Raw genomic sequence first — 18304 nt, 5'->3', positions numbered from 1 at the left:
TCTATGCACAATGATAGTGTGAAGTTGAAAGTGGATCTTAAGGAAGCGTATATATTATTTAAACTGATGGGGATTAATTCGTTTATAGGCTATACAAACCCATTTATATCCACAAGTCCTGGTGATTTGAAAAATGAACTGATTAGAGCGAAAAATAACTTGCTTCTTGAGGGCATCCTGATCGAAAGAGAGGGCAGGATAGGAATTGAACCCTTAGCATTTTCGATCCTGCAGGCTTGTAAACTGAGCCAAAATATTTCATGGCTGCATCTAGAGAAAAAGGGTGAAGTACGAGATTCCTATTTTTATATTTCGTCCAGGCAAGTCATAGAAGTTGTCGAGGAAATGCACAAGGGTTCAGCTGCTATTGAGTTTGCATTAACCGGGGACCACGAAGATTTTTTCTGTGAAATCGAACAGGCTTTGAATGTTCCTCTTGTGGAGAAAGCTGATCATTTTAATGGTAAAATGAACCAAGGAACCTATATACATCTATTGGATTCGTACGATAAAATTTCATTTGAGGAGCTAGTTTCTTATATTGATACTCACGAAAAGTTATCAGAAAAGGTAACGGTAAATTTTTTAGAATCCTTAATTAATAGTTCTGCCATCGGGCAGCTTGTATTTATCAATAGAGACTTGGGTGTGCTTGATGGCGTTAGATTTGTATTAAGTAAGAACCATAATTGGGTGTTGAATGTAAATAGAGAGAATAATCAAGAGTTATTAATACAAAGCGTCCTGGGAAATGATCTTATGAAAAAAGTGTACGAAACATACATTGAATCATTTGCCAAAACGAAGAGAATCGTAGATTGAAGGGGGGAAGGGATTTGGAATATTCGAAGAAAAGACTATTGCCAACTGGATCTGTTGTTATTTTGAAGGAAGGCAGTAAGAGGTTGCTGATTTATGGCAGAAAGCAAATCCTGATGAATGAAAATGAACCCAAGATGTATGATTATCTAGCTTGTTATTATCCAGAAGGGTATATCAATCCAGATCATACCTTTGTTTTTAACCATGAGGATATTGAAAGTACTGTTTTTATAGGATATGTGGACAAAGAAGAAGATGCGTTTGCTGAATACTTAGCAACTGTATAAATTCAGTGGGAGTAGGGATTGAATATGAAGAAAAAGCAGAGGAATCTCGAAAAGGATTTTCAATTCGCCAAATATTATTATCTGTTCTTTCGTATTTTGGGATTGATCGTATCTGGGTACCTGGTGGTTGAATCCGTGCTTCAGATTTTCGAGAGTGTGGAGAAGGAGAGGACGTTTGGAGTCGTGATCTTTGCGGGCTTATCCATATTCTTTTTATATTTAGCTTTTTCGATGGGCAAGCAGGGATATCAAGCCTTCAAGGCTAAGAGAGTGCAGGACCTTCCGTGATAAAGTATGTAGAGCCTGAATCTTCAGGCTCTATTTTTTGGGAGTGATAGCTTAATCTTTTGCAGGAATTGATATGACAGATACGACAAAACAAAAACAAGAGACGCATCCACCAGGTTCTGCAGTAAGTTATGCGTGCTCGGTTCCAAGCCGATTTTTTCAAAGAGGAGATCGACCATATCAATGAAAAAAACATGAATGGCATATATTCCGAGCGAGTTTGCGCCGACTTTGGTGATGGATAGGCCCTTGCCGAGATTGGGATTGCTTAATGCGTACAGGAACAGAAATATGGTAAGGAATATTGTTGAAAAGAAGTACTCTCCATGTTTGGCATCCAACCCCTTCTGAAGCCAGAACCCCTCTAGAACTTGCAGAAGGGTAAAGAGGCAAAACAAGTAGAAATAGACCCTTCCGTTATATTTTTGCCAGGTTCGAACGGTGGCAAGCCAGAATCCCAAAACGGTATAGAACAGGCTGACATATAGAGCGGCGCGGGTTGTGCTCACTGGCAGTTCATCGAATATGGAATAAGACTGTCCAAAAAGGCCAAGGAGATTGAAGCAAAGTGCGATCACTAAAAGTAGCCTGACTCTTTTCAGTCTGTAAAACAAATATAAAATAGCGGTGCTCCACACCAGAGAGATCACGAACCACAGCTGATAGCCGCTTGTCCCTTGACCGTAATAGAGGAGATTGAGTGCCGTCATATTTTCCATATACTTCGAAAGTTCTACCGAAGGATTTTCATTGGTCAGCATGATTCTCGCTACATCATAGACGAAATAGAAAATCAGCCAGCTAACATAAATCTTTAGGATCTTTATGACATATTTTTTGAAGTAAGCAAAGGACTGCGGATTGCTGCTCACCTTAAGACTGAACAGATAGCCTGAAGCAGCGAAGAAAAACGGAACGGCAAACCTTGATAGATTATCAAGGATAAAATAGCCGGGCTGATCATTGCCCGGGAAGGTATGGATGATGACGACTGCCAGGATGGCATAAAATTTAATGAAGTCGATTGCGTAATTGCGCTGCATTGGTTGCCTCTTCATATCAGGATTTAATACGCCTAGTATTTCCACGATCATCAACCTTATGAATATAAGGCAATTTGACTTGGGATAATAGAGGGCAAAAAGGAGGAAAGCACTTGAATCCTGACAAGAGGCAACAAGACAAGAATGTAGTTGAACAGCAGCAGGAAAACGAAAAGAACGAACACTCTGCTAATCAAACAGACGGCTTCCGCTACGATTACGATGACTCTTCAGACGTGAAATGAAAAAGGGGAAAACCTGCACAAAAGGTTTTCCCTCTTTTTTTATACCGTTTTCACAAGCAACTCTTTTCGTTTCTTCCCACGAATTACAAACAACCCGCCATACAACAGCGATGTTCCCGCCATTAAAATGATCCCAATATACACACTCATCATGCTCGGCACCAAAAAGGCACCCATGATAATCGTCGAACGTGCGATTAAATCTGCGCCGCTGAAGCTGATGCCTGAAAACGCTGAATAGGATCCGCGTTTGTCTTCTGGCATCATATTGGCCTTTTCAGCATTGGCGATTGGCGAGTAAATCAGCTCACCGATGGTTGCGACCAGGTTGAACAAAAGCAAAGCGTACCAGACATTTGCAGAGGTGATCACGGTGTACCCAATGCTGTAAAGGAGTAGCCCTGCTAGCAGCATCTTTTTCTTATCGAACTTGTCGGTGATTTTTGTGATGATAAACGTCAGCATCACAACCAGGAGCATGTTCTGGATATTGAGGATACTGAGCATCCTTACGCCAGAGATTTCAAAGTCCCCGACAAACAGCGGGCGGAATTCATCAGCCAGCCTGACGCCAATATAGCTGTTGAGCGAGAATTCCGCAGCGTAAATGCACATACTTCCGACAATCGCCAAGACGAATGGTTTATCCTGCAATGCTACCTTGTAGTTAGCAATCAGGTCGATAAAGATATTTTTGTGTTTTTGCGCCAACTGTGGAACAGATGTGTCCTGGAGCCAGATTGCATAGGCGATTGGCAAACCTGCAGAGGCAGCTGTCAATGCCGTAAACAAAGCCAGCTGGTGATGGGCATAAAACAATCCGCCGAGGGCAGCACCGATTGCCAGAGACAAGTTCGTGAACCAGTAATCGAGCGCGTAAATTGCCTTACGGTTTTCGGCTGTCGTTGAATCGATGATAATCGCCTGCATCGAAGGACGTCCCAAACTGCTGAACAGCATGAAAAACATATATCCGCCAGCGAAGACTGTGATCCATTTTTGATCAGGCAGCAAGCTGACTGTCATTGCTCCAAAAGTGACAGCGCTGATTGCAGACGTAAGCAACAAAATCGTTTTACGGTGAAACCGGTCTGATATATATCCGCCAACAAGATTTCCTATGAAGGCAATGAACACATTGATCCCGAGAAAAACCCCGGCCCAGACAGCACCTTTATGCTGCGCGAAAAATAAAGCCATGAACGGCATGACGGCGCTTGAAATCGCCCGGTTAAAAAATGACGTAATTAAGCGGACTTTCAGGTTTTGAGGATATTCCTTCCATTTCATATTGCCAGCCTCCTTCTATAATCTGTATATTAAAGGAGACGGATAGAACTAAAAATCCCCTTTTTGAATAAAAATGTCCACTTTTAAGGAGAACATATGGATCGCTATTTACTATTGTTATGGAATCAGGTCAAATCAGGGACCGTAAAAGTAGAGGAGCTTGCTGAAGTATTGATGCTCAGTACAAAGCAGACACGCCGAAAGCTGCAGCAATGGCAGGAGGAAGGCTGGCTCACGTTCCAGTCCGGGAGGGGAAGGGGAAATACCTCGTCTATGGAGTGGAATTGTCAAGTTGAGCAGGAATATGAAGATCTATTTTTCAGGAGCCTTGAAAAAGAACCAATCGAGTCTGTAAGCAAATTACTGCTGCTGGATTGGACGGTGGAAACGAAGCAGCGGCTGATGACTGCTTTCCAGGCAAAGCTGGGCTTCAACCAGGAAGGCCAGGACAGCTTGATCATCCCAAGATTTTATCCTTTCGTCACCTTTCATCCTTTAAAATTGGCGGATGCCCACAGCGCAAATATCATCGCCAATCTCTATAATAGGCTCGTCACCTTGAATGCCGACGATTCGGTTGACCCGGAACTGGCTCACAGCTGGGAATATACAGATACCCAGCTCTTGGTGTATTTGCGGAAGGATGTTGCCTTCCATGATGGCTCGATATTAAAAGCGGAGGATGCCGTCCGTTGTTTGCAGCAAATGAAAGAGGATGAGAATTTTGCGGATCTATGGGAACCCATCACGGCAATCACGACTCCATCTCCACTGGTGGTAAAGCTTGAGTTTCCTGGCGGCTGCTCCTATGTACTCCAGCTCTTGGGTCTCTTGACGGCAAGCATCTTTAAAGAAGTGAATGGAAAGCTGCTGGGGACAGGAGGATTTTATCTGGCAGAGGAATCTGCAGAGAAAACAGCTCTTAGCGCGTTCAAACAATACTACGGGTATCGGCCGCTGCTTGATCGTGTGGAATTCATCCAGGTACCTAGAGAATTTCAGGTGGTCTATCATGCGGGCCATGAATCCAAACAAATCGATACCTTCAAGGTGGAAAGCGATTCAGGATTTGGCATTGTGGTCATGAATCCATATCGCAAATCGGACATGGCCCGTAAAGAAGTCCGTGACTACATCCACATGGTCATCGACAGGCACCGCCAGGAGCTTCCGGATGTTGATGGAAGGATCACCGGAAACAATGAAGGCTGCCTGATTGGCTTATCCAGGCCTTACACCATGCCTGATCTGCCAAAACCGTCCTTAACAGCGCCGCTTAGGATGATCTATGTGAACTACACGACAAACACGTCCTTATGGCTAAAAGAAAAACTGGAAGCAGCCGGGCTTGATGTCGAAATGGAGGAAGTATCCTTCCAGGATGCTCTGTATAATCCTAAGGTGAAAATGGGAGCGGACTTATTTATCCACGGAGAAATTTTCGAAATGAACCAAAGTTTCTCCTACTTCTTTTTCTTGAAAAACAGATTCTCACCGCTTCACTACCTGATTGAAAGAAGTGATTTTTTTCAGCAGAAGGTTCAAGACTATACAACGACGCCATTTGAGCAATGGAGCAGTCTGCATTTGCAAATCGAACAATATATGAAAGACGAATCCCTGTGTGTTCCCCTGTATTACACAAAACGGCAAATCCCGTTTTCTATCAATCTGATGAATGTGGAGATTAAGCATTTTGGATACGTTGATTTGACGAAGCTCTGGACTAAGTCTGTATGACGGTGCCTGTCCCGGTTTGTTAAAAATGAAGGATTTGGCCGATATGGTGAAGAATACTATTAATAAATTTCAATTCCAAAGGAGTCCCTATGTCTAAAAAAGATTTGTTCATAGCATCCTTGCTTGGCGGTGCGATTGGAGATGCTCTTGGTTATACGGTTGAGTTCATGAAGCTTGATGAAATTAAAGCGAGATTCGGCGAGGAAGGTATAACCGATTTAGAGCTGGATCGTTTCAAGGGGAAAGCTTTGTTTTCCGATGATACCCAGATGACTCTGTTCACGGCTGATGGCCTGATCTGGGCATATGACCGCATGAGCGAACGGGGGATTGGGAGCTTTGCAGGAAGCGGAACCTATCAATCTTATCTCCGCTGGCTTTATACCCAGACAAGAAGCCTGCCGGATGAGCATTATGACTGGCTGCTTGATCCCCAGCCACATGAGGCGGGCAGCAGCATTCTACAATATAAAGAATTGTACTCAGCGAGAGCCCCGGGCAACACATGCCTGTCGGCGCTTGAAAGCAATAAAATGGGAACGATCGAAAAGCCGATCAACAATAGCAAAGGCTGTGGCGGGGTCATGCGGGTGGCGCCGGTCGGCTTATTTTTACATAAAGACTCGGAGCAAGCTTTCAGAGTGGCTGCGGAAATCGCCGCGATTACCCATGGACATCCATCAGGGTACCTGGCAGCTGGATCACTCGCTGTGATCATTGCAGAACTGCTCAATGGTAAAAGCATATCCGAAAGCACCGAGTCGGCCATTGCTATTTTGAAAAGCTACCCACATCATATAGAAACATTGAATTCGATAGAGGCTGCGGTTGGACTATCCCGCAGTGACGTGAATCCTGAAAAGGCGATATCTCAGCTTGGCGAAGGCTGGGTTGCCGAGGAAGCACTTGCGATTGCATTGTACTGCGCATTGAAAGAAACCGATTTTCGGAAGGCCTTGATCCTGTCAGTGAACCATGATGGCGATAGTGACTCGACCGGTTCGATCTGTGGGAACATCCTTGGTGCCTGCTACGGTCTTAAGGCTTTGCCAGAAGATTGGGTGAATCAAGTCGAGCTAAAAGAATTGATTGTCGATATGGCTGGCAGATTATATGATAGATATGAAACGGTATAGGTTAAGGGAGAATCCTGATGAATCCTGGGATTCTCTTTGTTTTTAACCTGGAAAGACAGGAGAGCTATATGGAGTGGGAAAAACATATTATCAGCTGCATGGTGAGCGCGCTGTTTGCATCTTTAATTTTGGTAATCGCTCCATTTTACAATGTCTGGCGTTTTCCGGAGGTGAGGCTGTCATGGCTGACTCTATGGAACAGGCGATAAAGAATGCAAGAGTCTCATTAGAATTGTCAGGATTTAAGGTGGAGGAATACCACACAGAACTGGTCAGGAAAGTTTTAACTGGCGAAATGACAAATGAAGAATTCCTAATAGAAGTTAAGCGCTTGGCGCAGGCAAAGGGCGGTGATCCAAAATGATGATAGAACCGACTGGCAAGGATTTGCTTGATTCTATCCAAAGGTTCGTTCTAGAGGCGGAAGACCCGGAGATCAAACAAGAATTATGGGAGATTTCAGACGTACTGGAGAATGGTTCTATTACTCTTGATACCGCGTTGTTCTGGGATCATGTTGAAGCAAGGAAGCTCCTTCGGAAGGCGTTCTCAGAGGCAGGTTTTCTTCAAATTACCAGTGGAAGTTGAATTTCAAAACTAGAGGAGAACCCTTTATGAAGCCATCAAACAAATCAGTTGAATTAGTCGAATTGAATGTAATGGATGCGAGAGGCTTGATTGAGCTGTCAGCATCAGTCGGCTGGGATTATGACGAGGAGGAAGTTGCCACACTATTATCCTCATCCTATAAAATATATGGCCACAAGAATAGTGAAGGCGAGGTTGTCTCCAGTGCAGCGATCATTCACTATGACCGTCTGCTCGCTTCAATTGGTATGGTGATTGTTCATAGCGATTATCGAGGGCTCGGTCTGGGAAAAGAGGTTATGCAAAAATGTATAGAGAGCAGTCGTGATCGCTCTATCCTGTTAATTGCTACGCTTGATGGCCAACCCTTATACGAGAAATTGGGTTTCACAGTAGTCGACTCGGTCCATAAATATCTTTGCGACAAATATAATCCAACCAATCTGGAAAATATAAGCGAGATTTCAATACAAGCTTTTAAGGATAAGGAATTGGAAGATATTCTTAAGCTGGATGGAGCTGCTTTCGGGGAGAAAAGAAGCATCTTTCTTCGCAATAGGATTCAACAGTCAAATCAATGTATCGTTGTGAAGGATGAGAATTCAAGAATTATAGGATTTGGCCTTTCTGTATTAGGCTCTGTTAATCTGACTTTGGGCCCGGTTGTTGCACCGGATCATAGAATTGCAGAATTAATCATCGACCGCCTTGCTTCCAATCATCAAGGGAAATTAAGGGCAGACGTACCTTCAGGCCAGGAGAAGCTGATGGCTTTCCTGGAACAAAGCGGATTTGTAAAAGTCAGCAACCCTCCAGTTATGGCAATCCATACGATGGAAATGCCAGACAGAAACCATACACTATTCACTATCGCATCACAGGCGTATGGGTGATCATTGTGTAAACGCGCCGCCGCATCATGCGGCGTTTTTTTGATGCCCTATTTTTGTGAAAAAAAAGATAGTAAATCACCTTCCCGCGTTGTAAAATAAATTGAAAAATTGAATAGAGTGATAGATTCGGTTTTGTCATCCATTTTGAATTACAGGAGGAAACAAGGGACATAAAGAATGAATGATGCTTTCGTTTATATATCAATCTAATTTTTGGAAAAATCTATGATTAAGAGGTTGATGAAAGTTGAGAATGGATGCTGTTGATTTAACTGTAAAAGAACCTACGATTTTTAATCACATCGGAAACAAAATCAAAACCGACGATCGTGAAATCAACATAATTGCAAGAATGGAAGAACCGCTAATCGTCATTTTGGGAAATGTCCTAAGCGACGAAGAATGCGATGAACTGATGAAGCTCTCGATGGACAAGCTGCAACGCTCAAAAATCGGCAACACCCGTGAAGTCGATGAACTCAGGACGAGCAGCAGTACGTTTATCGAAGCTGAAAATGAAGTAGTCGCGAGAGTGGAAAAAAGAATCTCGCAAATCATGGGCATTCCCAATGAACACGGAGAAGGACTGCAAATCCTGAACTATAAAATCGGTCAGGAGTACAAAGCACATTTTGACTTTTTCTCGTCAAAGGTCAGCAACCCAAGAATCAGCACACTCGTCATGTACCTGAATGATGTCGAGCAGGGCGGAGAAACCTATTTTCCGAAACTCAATTTCGCTGTCTCCCCGCAAAAAGGCATGGCCGTGTATTTCGAATATTTCTATGACAATCAAGACTTGAACGACTTGACCCTTCACGGCGGAGCCCCAGTCGTCATCGGCGACAAATGGGCAGCGACGCAATGGATGAGAAGGAAGAGCGTGAAATAGAGAATGGAGGAGCATGGTGAACATGCTTCTTTTTTATACATTAAAAAAAGCCTGCAGAACCAGTCTGCAGGCTTCCTTACTCTTAATCCAAATCGAGCGAGGTATCCTTTTTAAATACTTTCAGCAAAATTAAATATACAATTCCGATTCCGAGCCAGATGAAGCCTAGCTGTTTGGAAAGAGGATCAAGTGAAATCCATACATAACCGATGATGAGGAAACCGATTAATGGCAGCACGAGATGTTTGAAATACTGTTTGCTCTTCTGCTTCTTGATGAAATAAATAACAACCGATGCATGAAGGAACAAGAAAGCCGATAATGCACCGAAGTTGACGACCGATGCCAATGCTCCAATCTGGGAAGCGAAGAATCCTGTCACAATCAACGAGATAACTGCTACTAGCAGAGTACTTACATAAGGAGTTTTAAACTTAGGGTGTACCTTTGCCAGCACCTTTGGAAGCTTGCGGTCACGCGCCATGCTGTACAGGATCCGTGAGATCGCGGCCTGGGCAACAAGTGCGTCGGCAATCCCCCAGGCTACTGCAGTGGCGATGATGGTCATCCATTTTAACCACGGTCCTCCTGCAATCTCGGCAATTTGATAGAATGCTACATCCGCATTTTCAAATGATGTATAGTCAGGCCAGATCAATGCGGCAACCCAGGTTTGGATGATGAACAAGACACCCACTACAAGCAAAGAGAAGATAATTGCGTTTCCAATTGCTTTGCTGCCGCCCTTCGATTCTTCGGCCAAAGTTGAGATGGCATCGAAGCCAAGAAAGCTTAGTACTGCGATTGAAACAGCCCCCATCACCACTCCTAAACTGAAATTATCCGAATCGTATAAAGGTTTCCAAGTGAATTCAGCACCGTTGACACCCTTCATGACGGCAAAAATTCCGACAGCTACGAAAATGACTAAAACAATCATCTCGGCAACAACGATAATCTTATTTGCCTTTGCTGTAAACTCAATTCCAAGTACGTTGACAACGGTGTTGATTGCGATGAAAATAACGAGCCAGACGATCAATGGAATACTTGGGACGATATCGTGCAAGGCTGCCGCACTTACTAAATAAAGAAGTGCAGGAACAAAGATGTAATCAAGCAAGATCAGCCAGCCAGCAATAAATCCGACTGAATCATTAATGCCGCGCTGGGCATAGGCATAAACCGAGCCTGCAATCGGAAAAGCTTCTGACATTCTCGCATAGCTTAGCGCTGTAAAAATCATTCCGACCATTCCAATGAGATAGGCCAGGGCCACCATACCGTTTGATCCCTGGGCTACTGCTCCGTAAATTCCGAACGGAGCGATCGGTACCATGAATACCAAACCATAAATCAATAAATCCCAGAACGTCAGGGATCTTTTTAACTCCTGTTTATATCCCATATTTGTCTGTTTTTGAGATGTTTGTAATTCAGCCACGGATTATACCACCTCTTTCTGGAACAATTTAATGTCGTAGGCTTCGAGGATAGACCTTGGCACAAAGAACCTGGCTGTTTTTAACGGGTCTACAATCTGGCTGATCTGGGCCTGGCCAGCTGCACTCATCAGCATGGTGAACTCAGCCAGTGACAAATCTGTCTGCGGCTGGAGCAAATCGATCATTTCTTCAACAGCTACATTGGCGGCCTCATCTAAAAGTTCTTTTGACACAAGAGTAGCTACCCCATCTTCATTTTCCAGTATAGGATAATTGATACTGTGTCCTTTGATGACTTCCAGTGTGACCTTAACTTTTGCGGGGATTTCAATGCCAGAGACACTGATTTCTCCATCTCCCATAGCTGCATGTAGATCTCCAAGAGCAAACAATGCGCCAGGCTGGAAAACAGGGAAGTATAGAGTGGCCCCTGTGGTAATCAGTTTTGTATCCATATTCCCGCCGTGGGCTCCAGGTGTTCCGTTGTTGACTGCGTCTCCTTCTGGAGCAACTCCAATTACACCAATCATTGGGTTCAGCGGCAGTGCGATTTTTTCATTGAAAATCGCTTTGTCATCCTTAACAGGGATGATTTTCACTTCGAATTTCTCCATTCGATGGCCCATAACACCTAGTTCTGGTCCCACGACCATGACGCCCTGATCTCCAAGCTGGATATCGTCAATGGTCACTTTTAAAATATCACCAGGCTGTGCTTCCTCGACATAAACCGGTCCAGTCGCAGGGTTGATTTGGTTCCAGTCAATTGCATTGAAGGTCGTTTCTTCTGATTGGATTTGATCCTGGAAGCAGTCGAATGTATCAATTTCGACCTGAGAACCAGACTTCACGGTGAGTGCAGGCTTATTGTTCTTGTCCATGGCATAAATATATGATTCGGTCGTTAACTGGGTTGTCATTGTAATCCCTCCTGAATTTTATTTTAATTTTTCTGAATACTTAAAATTCTAAACCTTTTTAAGAGGGATTGTTTGCAAAAATTCAATCTGTTTTTGCAAGATTTTAATTAAATTTGGACCCAATCATGTGCACAACAAAAGTAAGGGCAGCAGCAGTGGGAGCAACCAGCCATATCTCATTGATCATGATACTGATTGGGAATCCAGCCACACTCATCATTCCGGCCGTCAAAGAAAAGTGCCTCCGCGAGAAACGTTTTTTCACCAGTACATAAAAAAATGGGACAGCTGCTGAAGAAAAGAACGACACAAAATAGGGAAGCCATTCTGTAAAGGATGCTGAAAGCTGGATGCCAGCCATTCCAATGACAAACATCAGAATCATGCCAAATAAATAGGTCTGTTTCAGGGTGTGATAGGATGATCGCTGAGTTTGCCTCGCTGAACGGATCTGCAGATAGATGGTGAGCATGGAGTATAGAGAATGCCCTGTCCCCGCTGCGAGCATGGAGATGCCTGCATAGATGAAAATATGTGACATGATGCTGTTCGATTGGATGACCGACTCTATCAATTCTAAAGCCGTAAACGCATCAGTATGCGCCATCAAGTAGAGTGAAAAACCTGTAAAGGAAAGCAATAAGGCTGTCCATGAAAAAGATGAATATCTTAAAGCTGATATGCGGTGATTCGGCCTTATGGCTTTAACTGATTCCCAGAAGTAATAGCTGGTGAAAATTTGGCCAGACATTACGAGAAAAAACGTCAGGAAGTAAAGGATGTTTGTCTCAAAGCTTCCGTTGAATAGACCGTTGTAGGTTTTGACGATCTGCTGATAAACTACCCCGGTTCCCGTCTGTAAATAAAGGGTCAGGATAGTGAAAGAGATGACGAATAATATCCCAATCAGAAGCAAACTTCCGACCTTATTTACGCCGTCCCTGCCACCAAGACCAAACAAAACAAAACTAAAAGTCAGGAACAAGAATACGCCCAGGATGGCAGGTTGATGAAGGAAGTCCCTGAACAGCATGGCCATCAATGCCGTCTGGATCTGGATGCTCCCGATACTGGAAATACCGAAGATCAAAATTGTAATAACGTTTTCTTTACCGCCAGTAATTTGATCTGGGAGAATTTCAGCGGTTCTTTCCTCACTGTCAATCATATTTCTCAAAATAGAGTACAAGATCAATGGAGACACCATGAAAATAAAGAAGCTGGATGCCCCTCCTTTTAGGGTAAAGAAGAATGGGAAGAGGAAGGTAGCTCCAGTCATATATGGGATCACCAGAGAAAAGGTGCCGCCGCTCAACCCAACTTCCTTTTTATTCGTATATTCATAGACACTGCGCTGGCTTCCAATTTTATCTATGAAAAGAATGACAAGGGTAAAGGCAATAAATAAGAGTAAATACCAATCGACCATCAGTGATTCTCCTTGAATTGACTAGGAGTGATTCCTTCAATTTTCTTGAACAAGTTACTGAAATGGTGCTGACTCGAAAAGCCGACATGCTCAGCAATCTGGAACAGACTCCAATCAGGGTTGTCAATCATCAGCTGTTTGGCTTTCTGGATCCGGAAATGGTTGATATAGTCAGTGAATTTGACGCCGACTACTTCGGTGAACTTTTTGCTTAAGTAAGTAGGTGTAACATATACTTTCCTTGCCAGGTCGGACAGCTGCAGCTTTTGGTTGTACTCTTCATGGACAATTGACAGGACGTTGTTGATGAGGACGGATTTGGTTTGCGTGAACGCTTTTTTTTGCAAGAAATCTTCAATCATATTGAAAAGCTCTTTTTCAATGACCGGTTTTACAAGATAGTCCAGCACATTGAGACGGATTGCCTGCTTGGCATAGCTAAAATCCTGATAAGCTGTAATCAGTACAACTTCCGTATCGATATCATTTGTCCTCAAGTATTCACAAAAGTCGAGTCCGGAATCGCCTGGTAATTGGATATCAACAAAAGCGAGCGGAAACGAGTGGCTTTTAACCAGTTGTCTGGCTTCAACTGCATCTTCGGCAGTGTATATGGTCCAGTTTGGATATTGTTTTTTTACCAAATAGGAGAGCTGTTCAAGCTCCAATGGTTCATCATCGACAATTAATAGATTCATTGTGAGTCCCCCGGTGTATATGGCCAAATGGCTTTCACTTCAGTCCATTCTGGCTTTCGTTTCATTGAAACCTCAGTATGCAATTCAAATAGCAATTCCATTCGTTTTCGGATATTCTCCATCCCTGTTCCATCCCCTTCCGTTAGATACTGGCCTGCGTCAGTCTCACCATTGTCCATTACCTTCAAGACGACCCAGTTGCCTTCCCGTCGGAGGTCGATCTGGAGCCTCTTTTCTCCGCGTTTATTTTCAAGGCCATGTTTAAATGCATTTTCGACGAATGTCTGAAGGGTGTAGGGAGGAAGAAGTGTTTGGGCTGCATGTACATCGATAGTGATCTCAATTTCAAGTTTTTTGCCAAAACGCAGCTGTTGAATGGCCAAATAGTTTTTGGTATGTTCCAGTTCTTTTTCAAAAGGAACCAGGGACTCCTTGTCCTTGTTTTGATACCTTAGAAACAGTGAAAACTTTTCCATTGACTGAATGAGATCCTCATTCCTGTTCAGCCTGGCGAGGGACATCATCGCATTCAAACTGTTAAATAGGAAATGCGGACGGATTTGCTGACTCAGCTGCAAATATTCCATTTGATGAAGCTGTGTTTCCAACTGGATCTGCTTATTTTCCATTTGCAGATAATCAAATTCTTTTTCAAGCAGCTTGAGAATGCTGAGAATGACCAATGCGATGATTGGGATCAACAGACACAGGAAGATTATGATCGAGAAAAGAGCAGAAGCACTTATCATAACTGATTCAGTCCTTTAAGTGTTGCCTATTTTTTTATCTATCTTACTCCTTTTTGGTAATGTGGTACACCCTTTGGATGGTTTGGGACAATTCATAAAATGCCTTCTGATGAGTTTTGGGAGTATGTCCAATGTTTACAGAAAAGTTGTACGAAGCAGTCCTGAGTTCGGACAGGTTAAGCACAAAATGCAGAAAAGCTGTCCGAAGCAGTCTCCAGTTCGGACAGCTTTGGCTGGAAACCAAAATAGTTCTATCTAAAGACTGCGGGAAAGCTGTATAATGGAAAAATCAGTAAAGTGAGGTGACCTCCATGGAACTATGGAATATATACGACCAATACAGGCATATGACGGATCTCATCCATGAAAGAGGGAAGGAGATAAAGCCGGGGGATCATCATCTGGTTGTCCACGTCTGGATCGTGAATGATGATGGCCAGTTTCTGATTCAAAGGAGACAGCCATGGAAAATTGGCTTTCCGAATATGTGGGACTGTTCGGCTGCGGGTTCTGCCATCATGGGCGATGATAGTGAGCAGGCTGCTATTCGCGAGGCAAAGGAAGAAATCGGAATCAACCTGGACATGGAAAGAGCGGAGCGATTATTTACCGTGAAGTTTCCGGAAGGCTTCGATGACATCTGGCTGGTCAGGCAAAATATCGCTATTGAGGAGCTGCATCTTCAGGAAGAGGAAGTGGCGGATGCAAGATGGGCAAGTGAAGAGGAGATAAAGGAAATGGTGAAAAACGGTGAGTTTATCCCTTTTAACTATTTCGACCTGTTATTTGGAATGGTCAATTCAAACATCTCCCTGAAAAAAGCTACCCTTGAGGATGCCGAGGAACTTTTAGCTCTGCAGAAGGAAGTTTTCATGCCTCTGTATAAAAAATACAATGACCATGAGACGAGTCCTGTCACGCAAACGATGGAGAGATTTTCAGCAAGATTCGAACAAGGGGATTACTACAAAATACTTTTTGAAGGCACTCTAGCGGGAAGCGTCAATGTCCATGAAAAGTCCTCTGGGTTAATGAGGCTTCGGATCATGAATATATTAGAAAGCTATCAGAACAGGGGCATTGCCCAGCAAGTGATGAAACGCCTTGAACTCATGCACCCTGAAGCAGATGCCTGGGAGTTGGATACCATTCTCACAGAGGAGCGGAACTGCTATTTATATGAAAAAATGGGGTACAGGCGAACCGGAGAATTCAAGGAAATCAACGAGAATATGTGCATCATCCGTTACCGGAAACAGTCGAACCTAAATAAAATCATAAGTATCTAAGCGTGGCACAAAAAAAGACGGCTCTCCTTATTGGGAGAAAGCCGTCTTTTTTTGAGATAAGAAAGTTAATTTTCACTTCGAGAAATGTCCAGCTTCAGCGCCTAGCCCCTCGAGTCGCTTCGGTCTGCCCAATGAAGTCAAAGAACGACTTCACCGGTCAGCCCTCCAGCGCTTGTCGGGGCTGACCAAGGCGCTTACGCTTTTCTTATTACTTAATCCCCTTCATATATGCCTGGATCTTAGGAGACATGATGAACAGGATGATACCAAGAACGATGGATGCTCCACCGATTGTACCGAAGTAAGTCATTTCTGTATCTGCAGAGTAGAATTTAACGATCTGTGCATTGATTGCTTGTGCTGCGGCACTTGCAAGGAACCAAAGGCTCATTGTTTGTGCAGAGAAAGCAGCCGGCGCCAGTTTGGTTGTTGCTGACAGACCAACTGGAGAGATCAACAATTCACCGAAGACAACGATCAGGTAACTTAGCACAAGCCATAATGGGCTAACAAGTGCATCTGTTCCTGTGAAGTATCCAGGAATCAGGATGACCAGGAATGAAAGACCAGCAAAAATCAATGAGAATGAGAATTTCTTTGGAATTGATGGCTGGCGATCACCAAGCTTTACCCAGAATCCAGCGAAAATTGGTGCAAAGATAATGATGAATAATGGGTTCAGTGACTGGAACCATGCTGGAGAGATCGTCATTCCAGCGAATTCTAGTTGTGTACGCTTGTCCGCATAGTTCGCAAGGATGGTTGACCCTTGCTCCTGGATTGCCCAGAACATAACAGCAGCCAGGAATAACGGAATGTAAGCAAGAACACGTGAACGCTCAACTTCTGTTGTTTTAGGGCTGCGATACATCACGATAAAGTATGCAGTCGGAATTAAGATACCAAGAATCGTTACAAGGTTAATAAAGCTTTCGAATGTTAAAAGTCCAGCATTAATTAAAATAGCACTTAAAATACCGATTGCAACGATTGCGATACCAAAAATCGTAAATGTTTTCTTCTTTTCAGATGGTGAAAGCGGGTTTGGCACATCTGTACCAGCAAGACCCAGATTCTTTTTCTTTGTCAGAACGAAAACAACTAGTCCAACGAACATTCCGATTGCGGCGATTGCAAAGCCGAAATGGAAGTTATAAGCGTCAGAGACTGCTCCAACGATTAGCGGTGCAAGGAATGCACCAGCGTTGATACCCATGTAGAAAATCGTGAAACCAGCGTCACGACGAGCATCAGTTTCGCTGTACATTTCACCAACGACAGTTGATACGTTTGGCTTCAAGAGACCTGTACCGATGACGATCAGGATCATTGACACGAAGAACATCGCTACACTTCCTGGAATGGCTAGCGCGATATGTCCCAGCATGATCAGGATTCCGCCGTAGAAGACAGCTCTTGATGTACCGAAAATACGGTCAGCAAGCCATCCTCCGATGACACCTGACATATAAACGAGTGAGCCATAAATGGACATGATGGAAAGTGCTAATGTTTCATCAAGCCCCAGGCCGCCTTTTGATACTTCATAGTACATGTAGAATACAAGGATCGCTCTCATTCCATAGTAAGAAAAGCGTTCCCAAAATTCAGTGAAGAAAAGAGTGAAAAGTCCTTTAGGATGTCCGAAGAATCCAGTCTGCGGGACACTGTCCACAATTTTCTGCCTATTATGGTTTGACATGGTTACCCCTCCCTGTTTATCTATTCTAGAATACTTTTCGTAGTGTGAATTGTCAAAAACAAATTCAGGAAAGAACCTTACAAAGTGTTGATATATAAGGATTTATACTCCTTTTTTCACAAAAAGAAAGTTTATTAAAAATTATTAGATTATTAATAAAAATGGAATTATCAGTTAACTGTGAAAATTGCTGCGCTATAGCCAAACCGTATTTACCCCTTTTGCTGGAAATGCAAACCAACAAGTTCTATATGAATAAATATTAGCCATCAGGGTATCTGACAAATAACGAATGGAATAAGGAGGAGAAAAAATGAAAAATCATTACGGCAGATTTGGCCTGATGGTCCTGACATCGACGATTATCATGCTGATTCTGATGTACTTGAATGCATACAGTATTGATCATGTATTCTTCAGTGAAACGAGATTATATATGGCACTCATCATGGGCGGGGTCATGGCGATTGTCATGCTCGCATTCATGAGCAAAATGTACACAAACAAGAAAGTGAACCTTGGCATATACGCAGGCAGCGCACTGTTGATTGCGGTTTCGCTGTTCCTCGTCCGCAGCCAGTCCACCGTCGATGATGTGTCATGGATGAAAGCAATGATTCCGCACCACTCCATCGCGATTCTGACAAGCGAACGTGCCAATATCGAAAATCCCCGAGTACGAAAACTCGCGGATGGCATCATCGAAGCACAGCAAAAAGAAATCAGCGAAATGAAGGCGCTGATTAAAGATCTTGAGGAGAAGGAAGACTAACAGGTATTTTTAAAGAGGCTAATCCGAATCGGATTAGTCTTTTTCTTGTGAATAGGAAAACCCCGGGCTATGCCCG

General features: G+C 43.4%; 20 protein-coding genes. 12 read left to right on the top strand and 8 right to left on the bottom strand.

Going from position 1 to position 18304, the window contains the following annotated elements:
- Positions 1 to 3: 3 nt before the first annotated feature.
- Genes J7E38_RS16615 through J7E38_RS16605 form a run of 3 tightly spaced genes read left to right on the top strand, consistent with a single transcriptional unit; the run spans position 4 to position 1397 of the window.
- A complete protein-coding gene (locus tag J7E38_RS16615) occupies positions 4 to 822 on the top strand; it encodes a hypothetical protein (RefSeq protein WP_214705114.1) in 819 nt (272 codons plus the stop codon).
- 14 nt (positions 823 to 836) lie between these two features.
- On the top strand, positions 837 to 1109 hold the full coding sequence (locus J7E38_RS16610; RefSeq protein ID WP_214705115.1) for a DUF4176 domain-containing protein: 273 nt from the start codon (positions 837 to 839) through the stop codon (positions 1107 to 1109).
- A 24-nt stretch (positions 1110 to 1133) separates the two neighbouring features.
- On the top strand, positions 1134 to 1397 hold the full coding sequence (locus J7E38_RS16605) for a hypothetical protein (RefSeq protein ID WP_214705116.1): 264 nt from the start codon (positions 1134 to 1136) through the stop codon (positions 1395 to 1397).
- Positions 1398 to 1420: 23 nt separating this feature from the next.
- Here J7E38_RS16605 and J7E38_RS16600 read toward each other — a convergent pair whose 3' ends face one another.
- Positions 1421 to 2440, bottom strand: coding sequence for an acyltransferase (locus J7E38_RS16600; protein WP_214705117.1), 1020 nt, complete (start codon positions 2438 to 2440; stop codon positions 1421 to 1423).
- A 113-nt stretch (positions 2441 to 2553) separates the two neighbouring features.
- Between J7E38_RS16600 and J7E38_RS24185 the strand changes: the two genes are divergently transcribed.
- Positions 2554 to 2685 carry a hypothetical protein gene (locus J7E38_RS24185; RefSeq protein WP_285291754.1) on the top strand — a complete coding sequence of 44 codons (132 nt, stop codon included), beginning with the start codon at positions 2554 to 2556 and terminating at the stop codon, positions 2683 to 2685.
- 39 nt (positions 2686 to 2724) lie between these two features.
- On the opposite strand, the gene J7E38_RS16595 is transcribed toward J7E38_RS24185, so the two are convergent.
- Positions 2725 to 3975 (bottom strand): MDR family MFS transporter, encoded by a 1251-nt coding sequence (locus tag J7E38_RS16595; RefSeq protein WP_214705118.1) that lies wholly within the window; start codon positions 3973 to 3975, stop codon positions 2725 to 2727.
- Between the two features lie 96 nt (positions 3976 to 4071).
- Here J7E38_RS16595 and J7E38_RS16590 point away from each other — a divergent pair, with 96 nt between their 5' ends.
- The 6 genes from J7E38_RS16590 (at position 4072) to J7E38_RS16565 (ending at position 9224) form a co-directional block, all read left to right on the top strand.
- Positions 4072 to 5715 (top strand): ABC transporter substrate-binding protein, encoded by a 1644-nt coding sequence (locus J7E38_RS16590; RefSeq protein ID WP_214705119.1) that lies wholly within the window; start codon positions 4072 to 4074, stop codon positions 5713 to 5715.
- Positions 5716 to 5804: 89 nt separating this feature from the next.
- On the top strand, positions 5805 to 6851 hold the full coding sequence (locus J7E38_RS16585) for an ADP-ribosylglycohydrolase family protein (protein ID WP_214705120.1): 1047 nt from the start codon (positions 5805 to 5807) through the stop codon (positions 6849 to 6851).
- Between the two features lie 73 nt (positions 6852 to 6924).
- Entirely contained in the window at positions 6925 to 7215 is a 291-nt protein-coding gene (locus J7E38_RS16580; protein WP_214705121.1) for a hypothetical protein, read from the top strand.
- Positions 7212 to 7439 (top strand): hypothetical protein, encoded by a 228-nt coding sequence (locus tag J7E38_RS16575; RefSeq protein ID WP_214705122.1) that lies wholly within the window; start codon positions 7212 to 7214, stop codon positions 7437 to 7439. Before J7E38_RS16580 ends, J7E38_RS16575 begins: the two co-directional genes overlap by 4 nt.
- Positions 7440 to 7465: 26 nt before the next feature.
- Positions 7466 to 8332, top strand: a complete 867-nt coding sequence (locus J7E38_RS16570) for a GNAT family N-acetyltransferase (RefSeq protein WP_214705123.1) — start codon at positions 7466 to 7468, stop codon at positions 8330 to 8332.
- A 253-nt stretch (positions 8333 to 8585) separates the two neighbouring features.
- Positions 8586 to 9224, top strand: a complete 639-nt coding sequence (locus tag J7E38_RS16565; RefSeq protein ID WP_215038733.1) for a 2OG-Fe(II) oxygenase — start codon at positions 8586 to 8588, stop codon at positions 9222 to 9224.
- Between the two features lie 82 nt (positions 9225 to 9306).
- Here J7E38_RS16565 and J7E38_RS16560 read toward each other — a convergent pair whose 3' ends face one another.
- The 5 genes from J7E38_RS16560 to J7E38_RS16540 all read right to left on the bottom strand — a co-directional run bounded on the left by J7E38_RS16560 (position 9307) and on the right by J7E38_RS16540 (position 14465).
- Positions 9307 to 10668: an APC family permease gene (locus J7E38_RS16560; protein WP_214705125.1), complete on the bottom strand. Its 1362-nt coding sequence runs from the start codon at positions 10666 to 10668 to the stop codon at positions 9307 to 9309.
- Between the two features lie 3 nt (positions 10669 to 10671).
- Positions 10672 to 11589 carry an acetamidase/formamidase family protein gene (locus J7E38_RS16555; RefSeq protein ID WP_214705126.1) on the bottom strand — a complete coding sequence of 306 codons (918 nt, stop codon included), beginning with the start codon at positions 11587 to 11589 and terminating at the stop codon, positions 10672 to 10674.
- Positions 11590 to 11692: 103 nt separating this feature from the next.
- A complete protein-coding gene (locus J7E38_RS16550) occupies positions 11693 to 13018 on the bottom strand; it encodes a hypothetical protein (RefSeq protein WP_214705127.1) in 1326 nt (441 codons plus the stop codon).
- Positions 13018 to 13716 (bottom strand): response regulator transcription factor, encoded by a 699-nt coding sequence (locus J7E38_RS16545; protein WP_214705128.1) that lies wholly within the window; start codon positions 13714 to 13716, stop codon positions 13018 to 13020. The genes J7E38_RS16550 and J7E38_RS16545 overlap by 1 nt, the downstream gene beginning before the upstream one ends.
- Positions 13713 to 14465 carry a sensor histidine kinase gene (locus J7E38_RS16540; protein ID WP_214705129.1) on the bottom strand — a complete coding sequence of 251 codons (753 nt, stop codon included), beginning with the start codon at positions 14463 to 14465 and terminating at the stop codon, positions 13713 to 13715. Before J7E38_RS16540 ends, J7E38_RS16545 begins: the two co-directional genes overlap by 4 nt.
- A gap of 311 nt (positions 14466 to 14776) precedes the next feature.
- Between J7E38_RS16540 and J7E38_RS16535 the strand changes: the two genes are divergently transcribed.
- Positions 14777 to 15754 carry a bifunctional NUDIX hydrolase family protein/GNAT family N-acetyltransferase gene (locus J7E38_RS16535; protein WP_214705130.1) on the top strand — a complete coding sequence of 326 codons (978 nt, stop codon included), beginning with the start codon at positions 14777 to 14779 and terminating at the stop codon, positions 15752 to 15754.
- A gap of 208 nt (positions 15755 to 15962) precedes the next feature.
- Here J7E38_RS16535 and J7E38_RS16530 read toward each other — a convergent pair whose 3' ends face one another.
- Positions 15963 to 17456, bottom strand: a complete 1494-nt coding sequence (locus J7E38_RS16530; RefSeq protein WP_214705131.1) for a peptide MFS transporter — start codon at positions 17454 to 17456, stop codon at positions 15963 to 15965.
- Between the two features lie 313 nt (positions 17457 to 17769).
- Here J7E38_RS16530 and J7E38_RS16525 point away from each other — a divergent pair, with 313 nt between their 5' ends.
- On the top strand, positions 17770 to 18228 hold the full coding sequence (locus J7E38_RS16525; protein ID WP_214705132.1) for a DUF305 domain-containing protein: 459 nt from the start codon (positions 17770 to 17772) through the stop codon (positions 18226 to 18228).
- Positions 18229 to 18304: the final 76 nt, after the last annotated feature.

Origin of the sequence: Bacillus sp. ISL-35, from assembly GCF_018613355.1 — a bacterium.
Taxonomy (GTDB): Bacteria; Bacillota; Bacilli; order Bacillales; family Cytobacillaceae; genus Mesobacillus.
Note: the sequence above shows the minus strand (reverse complement) of the source record. Positions and strands in the feature narration are given on the sequence as shown.

What these genes read in the sequence shown, in the direction of transcription:
- J7E38_RS16615 (WP_214705114.1), top strand. Translation starts at nt 4, where the DNA reads ATGCACAATGATAGTGTGAAGTTGAAAGTGGATCTTAAGGAAGCGTAT.
- J7E38_RS16605 (WP_214705116.1), top strand. Translation starts at nt 1,134, where the DNA reads ATGAAGAAAAAGCAGAGGAATCTCGAAAAGGATTTTCAATTCGCCAAA.
- J7E38_RS16600 (WP_214705117.1), bottom strand. Translation starts at nt 2,440, where the DNA reads ATGCAGCGCAATTACGCAATCGACTTCATTAAATTTTATGCCATCCTG.
- J7E38_RS16595 (WP_214705118.1), bottom strand. Translation starts at nt 3,975, where the DNA reads ATGAAATGGAAGGAATATCCTCAAAACCTGAAAGTCCGCTTAATTACG.
- J7E38_RS16590 (WP_214705119.1), top strand. Translation starts at nt 4,072, where the DNA reads ATGGATCGCTATTTACTATTGTTATGGAATCAGGTCAAATCAGGGACC.
- J7E38_RS16585 (WP_214705120.1), top strand. Translation starts at nt 5,805, where the DNA reads ATGTCTAAAAAAGATTTGTTCATAGCATCCTTGCTTGGCGGTGCGATT.
- J7E38_RS16575 (WP_214705122.1), top strand. Translation starts at nt 7,212, where the DNA reads ATGATGATAGAACCGACTGGCAAGGATTTGCTTGATTCTATCCAAAGG.
- J7E38_RS16570 (WP_214705123.1), top strand. Translation starts at nt 7,466, where the DNA reads ATGAAGCCATCAAACAAATCAGTTGAATTAGTCGAATTGAATGTAATG.
- J7E38_RS16565 (WP_215038733.1), top strand. Translation starts at nt 8,586, where the DNA reads ATGGATGCTGTTGATTTAACTGTAAAAGAACCTACGATTTTTAATCAC.
- J7E38_RS16555 (WP_214705126.1), bottom strand. Translation starts at nt 11,589, where the DNA reads ATGACAACCCAGTTAACGACCGAATCATATATTTATGCCATGGACAAG.
- J7E38_RS16550 (WP_214705127.1), bottom strand. Translation starts at nt 13,018, where the DNA reads ATGGTCGATTGGTATTTACTCTTATTTATTGCCTTTACCCTTGTCATT.
- J7E38_RS16545 (WP_214705128.1), bottom strand. Translation starts at nt 13,716, where the DNA reads ATGAATCTATTAATTGTCGATGATGAACCATTGGAGCTTGAACAGCTC.
- J7E38_RS16540 (WP_214705129.1), bottom strand. Translation starts at nt 14,465, where the DNA reads ATGATAAGTGCTTCTGCTCTTTTCTCGATCATAATCTTCCTGTGTCTG.
- J7E38_RS16535 (WP_214705130.1), top strand. Translation starts at nt 14,777, where the DNA reads ATGGAACTATGGAATATATACGACCAATACAGGCATATGACGGATCTC.
- J7E38_RS16530 (WP_214705131.1), bottom strand. Translation starts at nt 17,456, where the DNA reads ATGTCAAACCATAATAGGCAGAAAATTGTGGACAGTGTCCCGCAGACT.
- J7E38_RS16525 (WP_214705132.1), top strand. Translation starts at nt 17,770, where the DNA reads ATGAAAAATCATTACGGCAGATTTGGCCTGATGGTCCTGACATCGACG.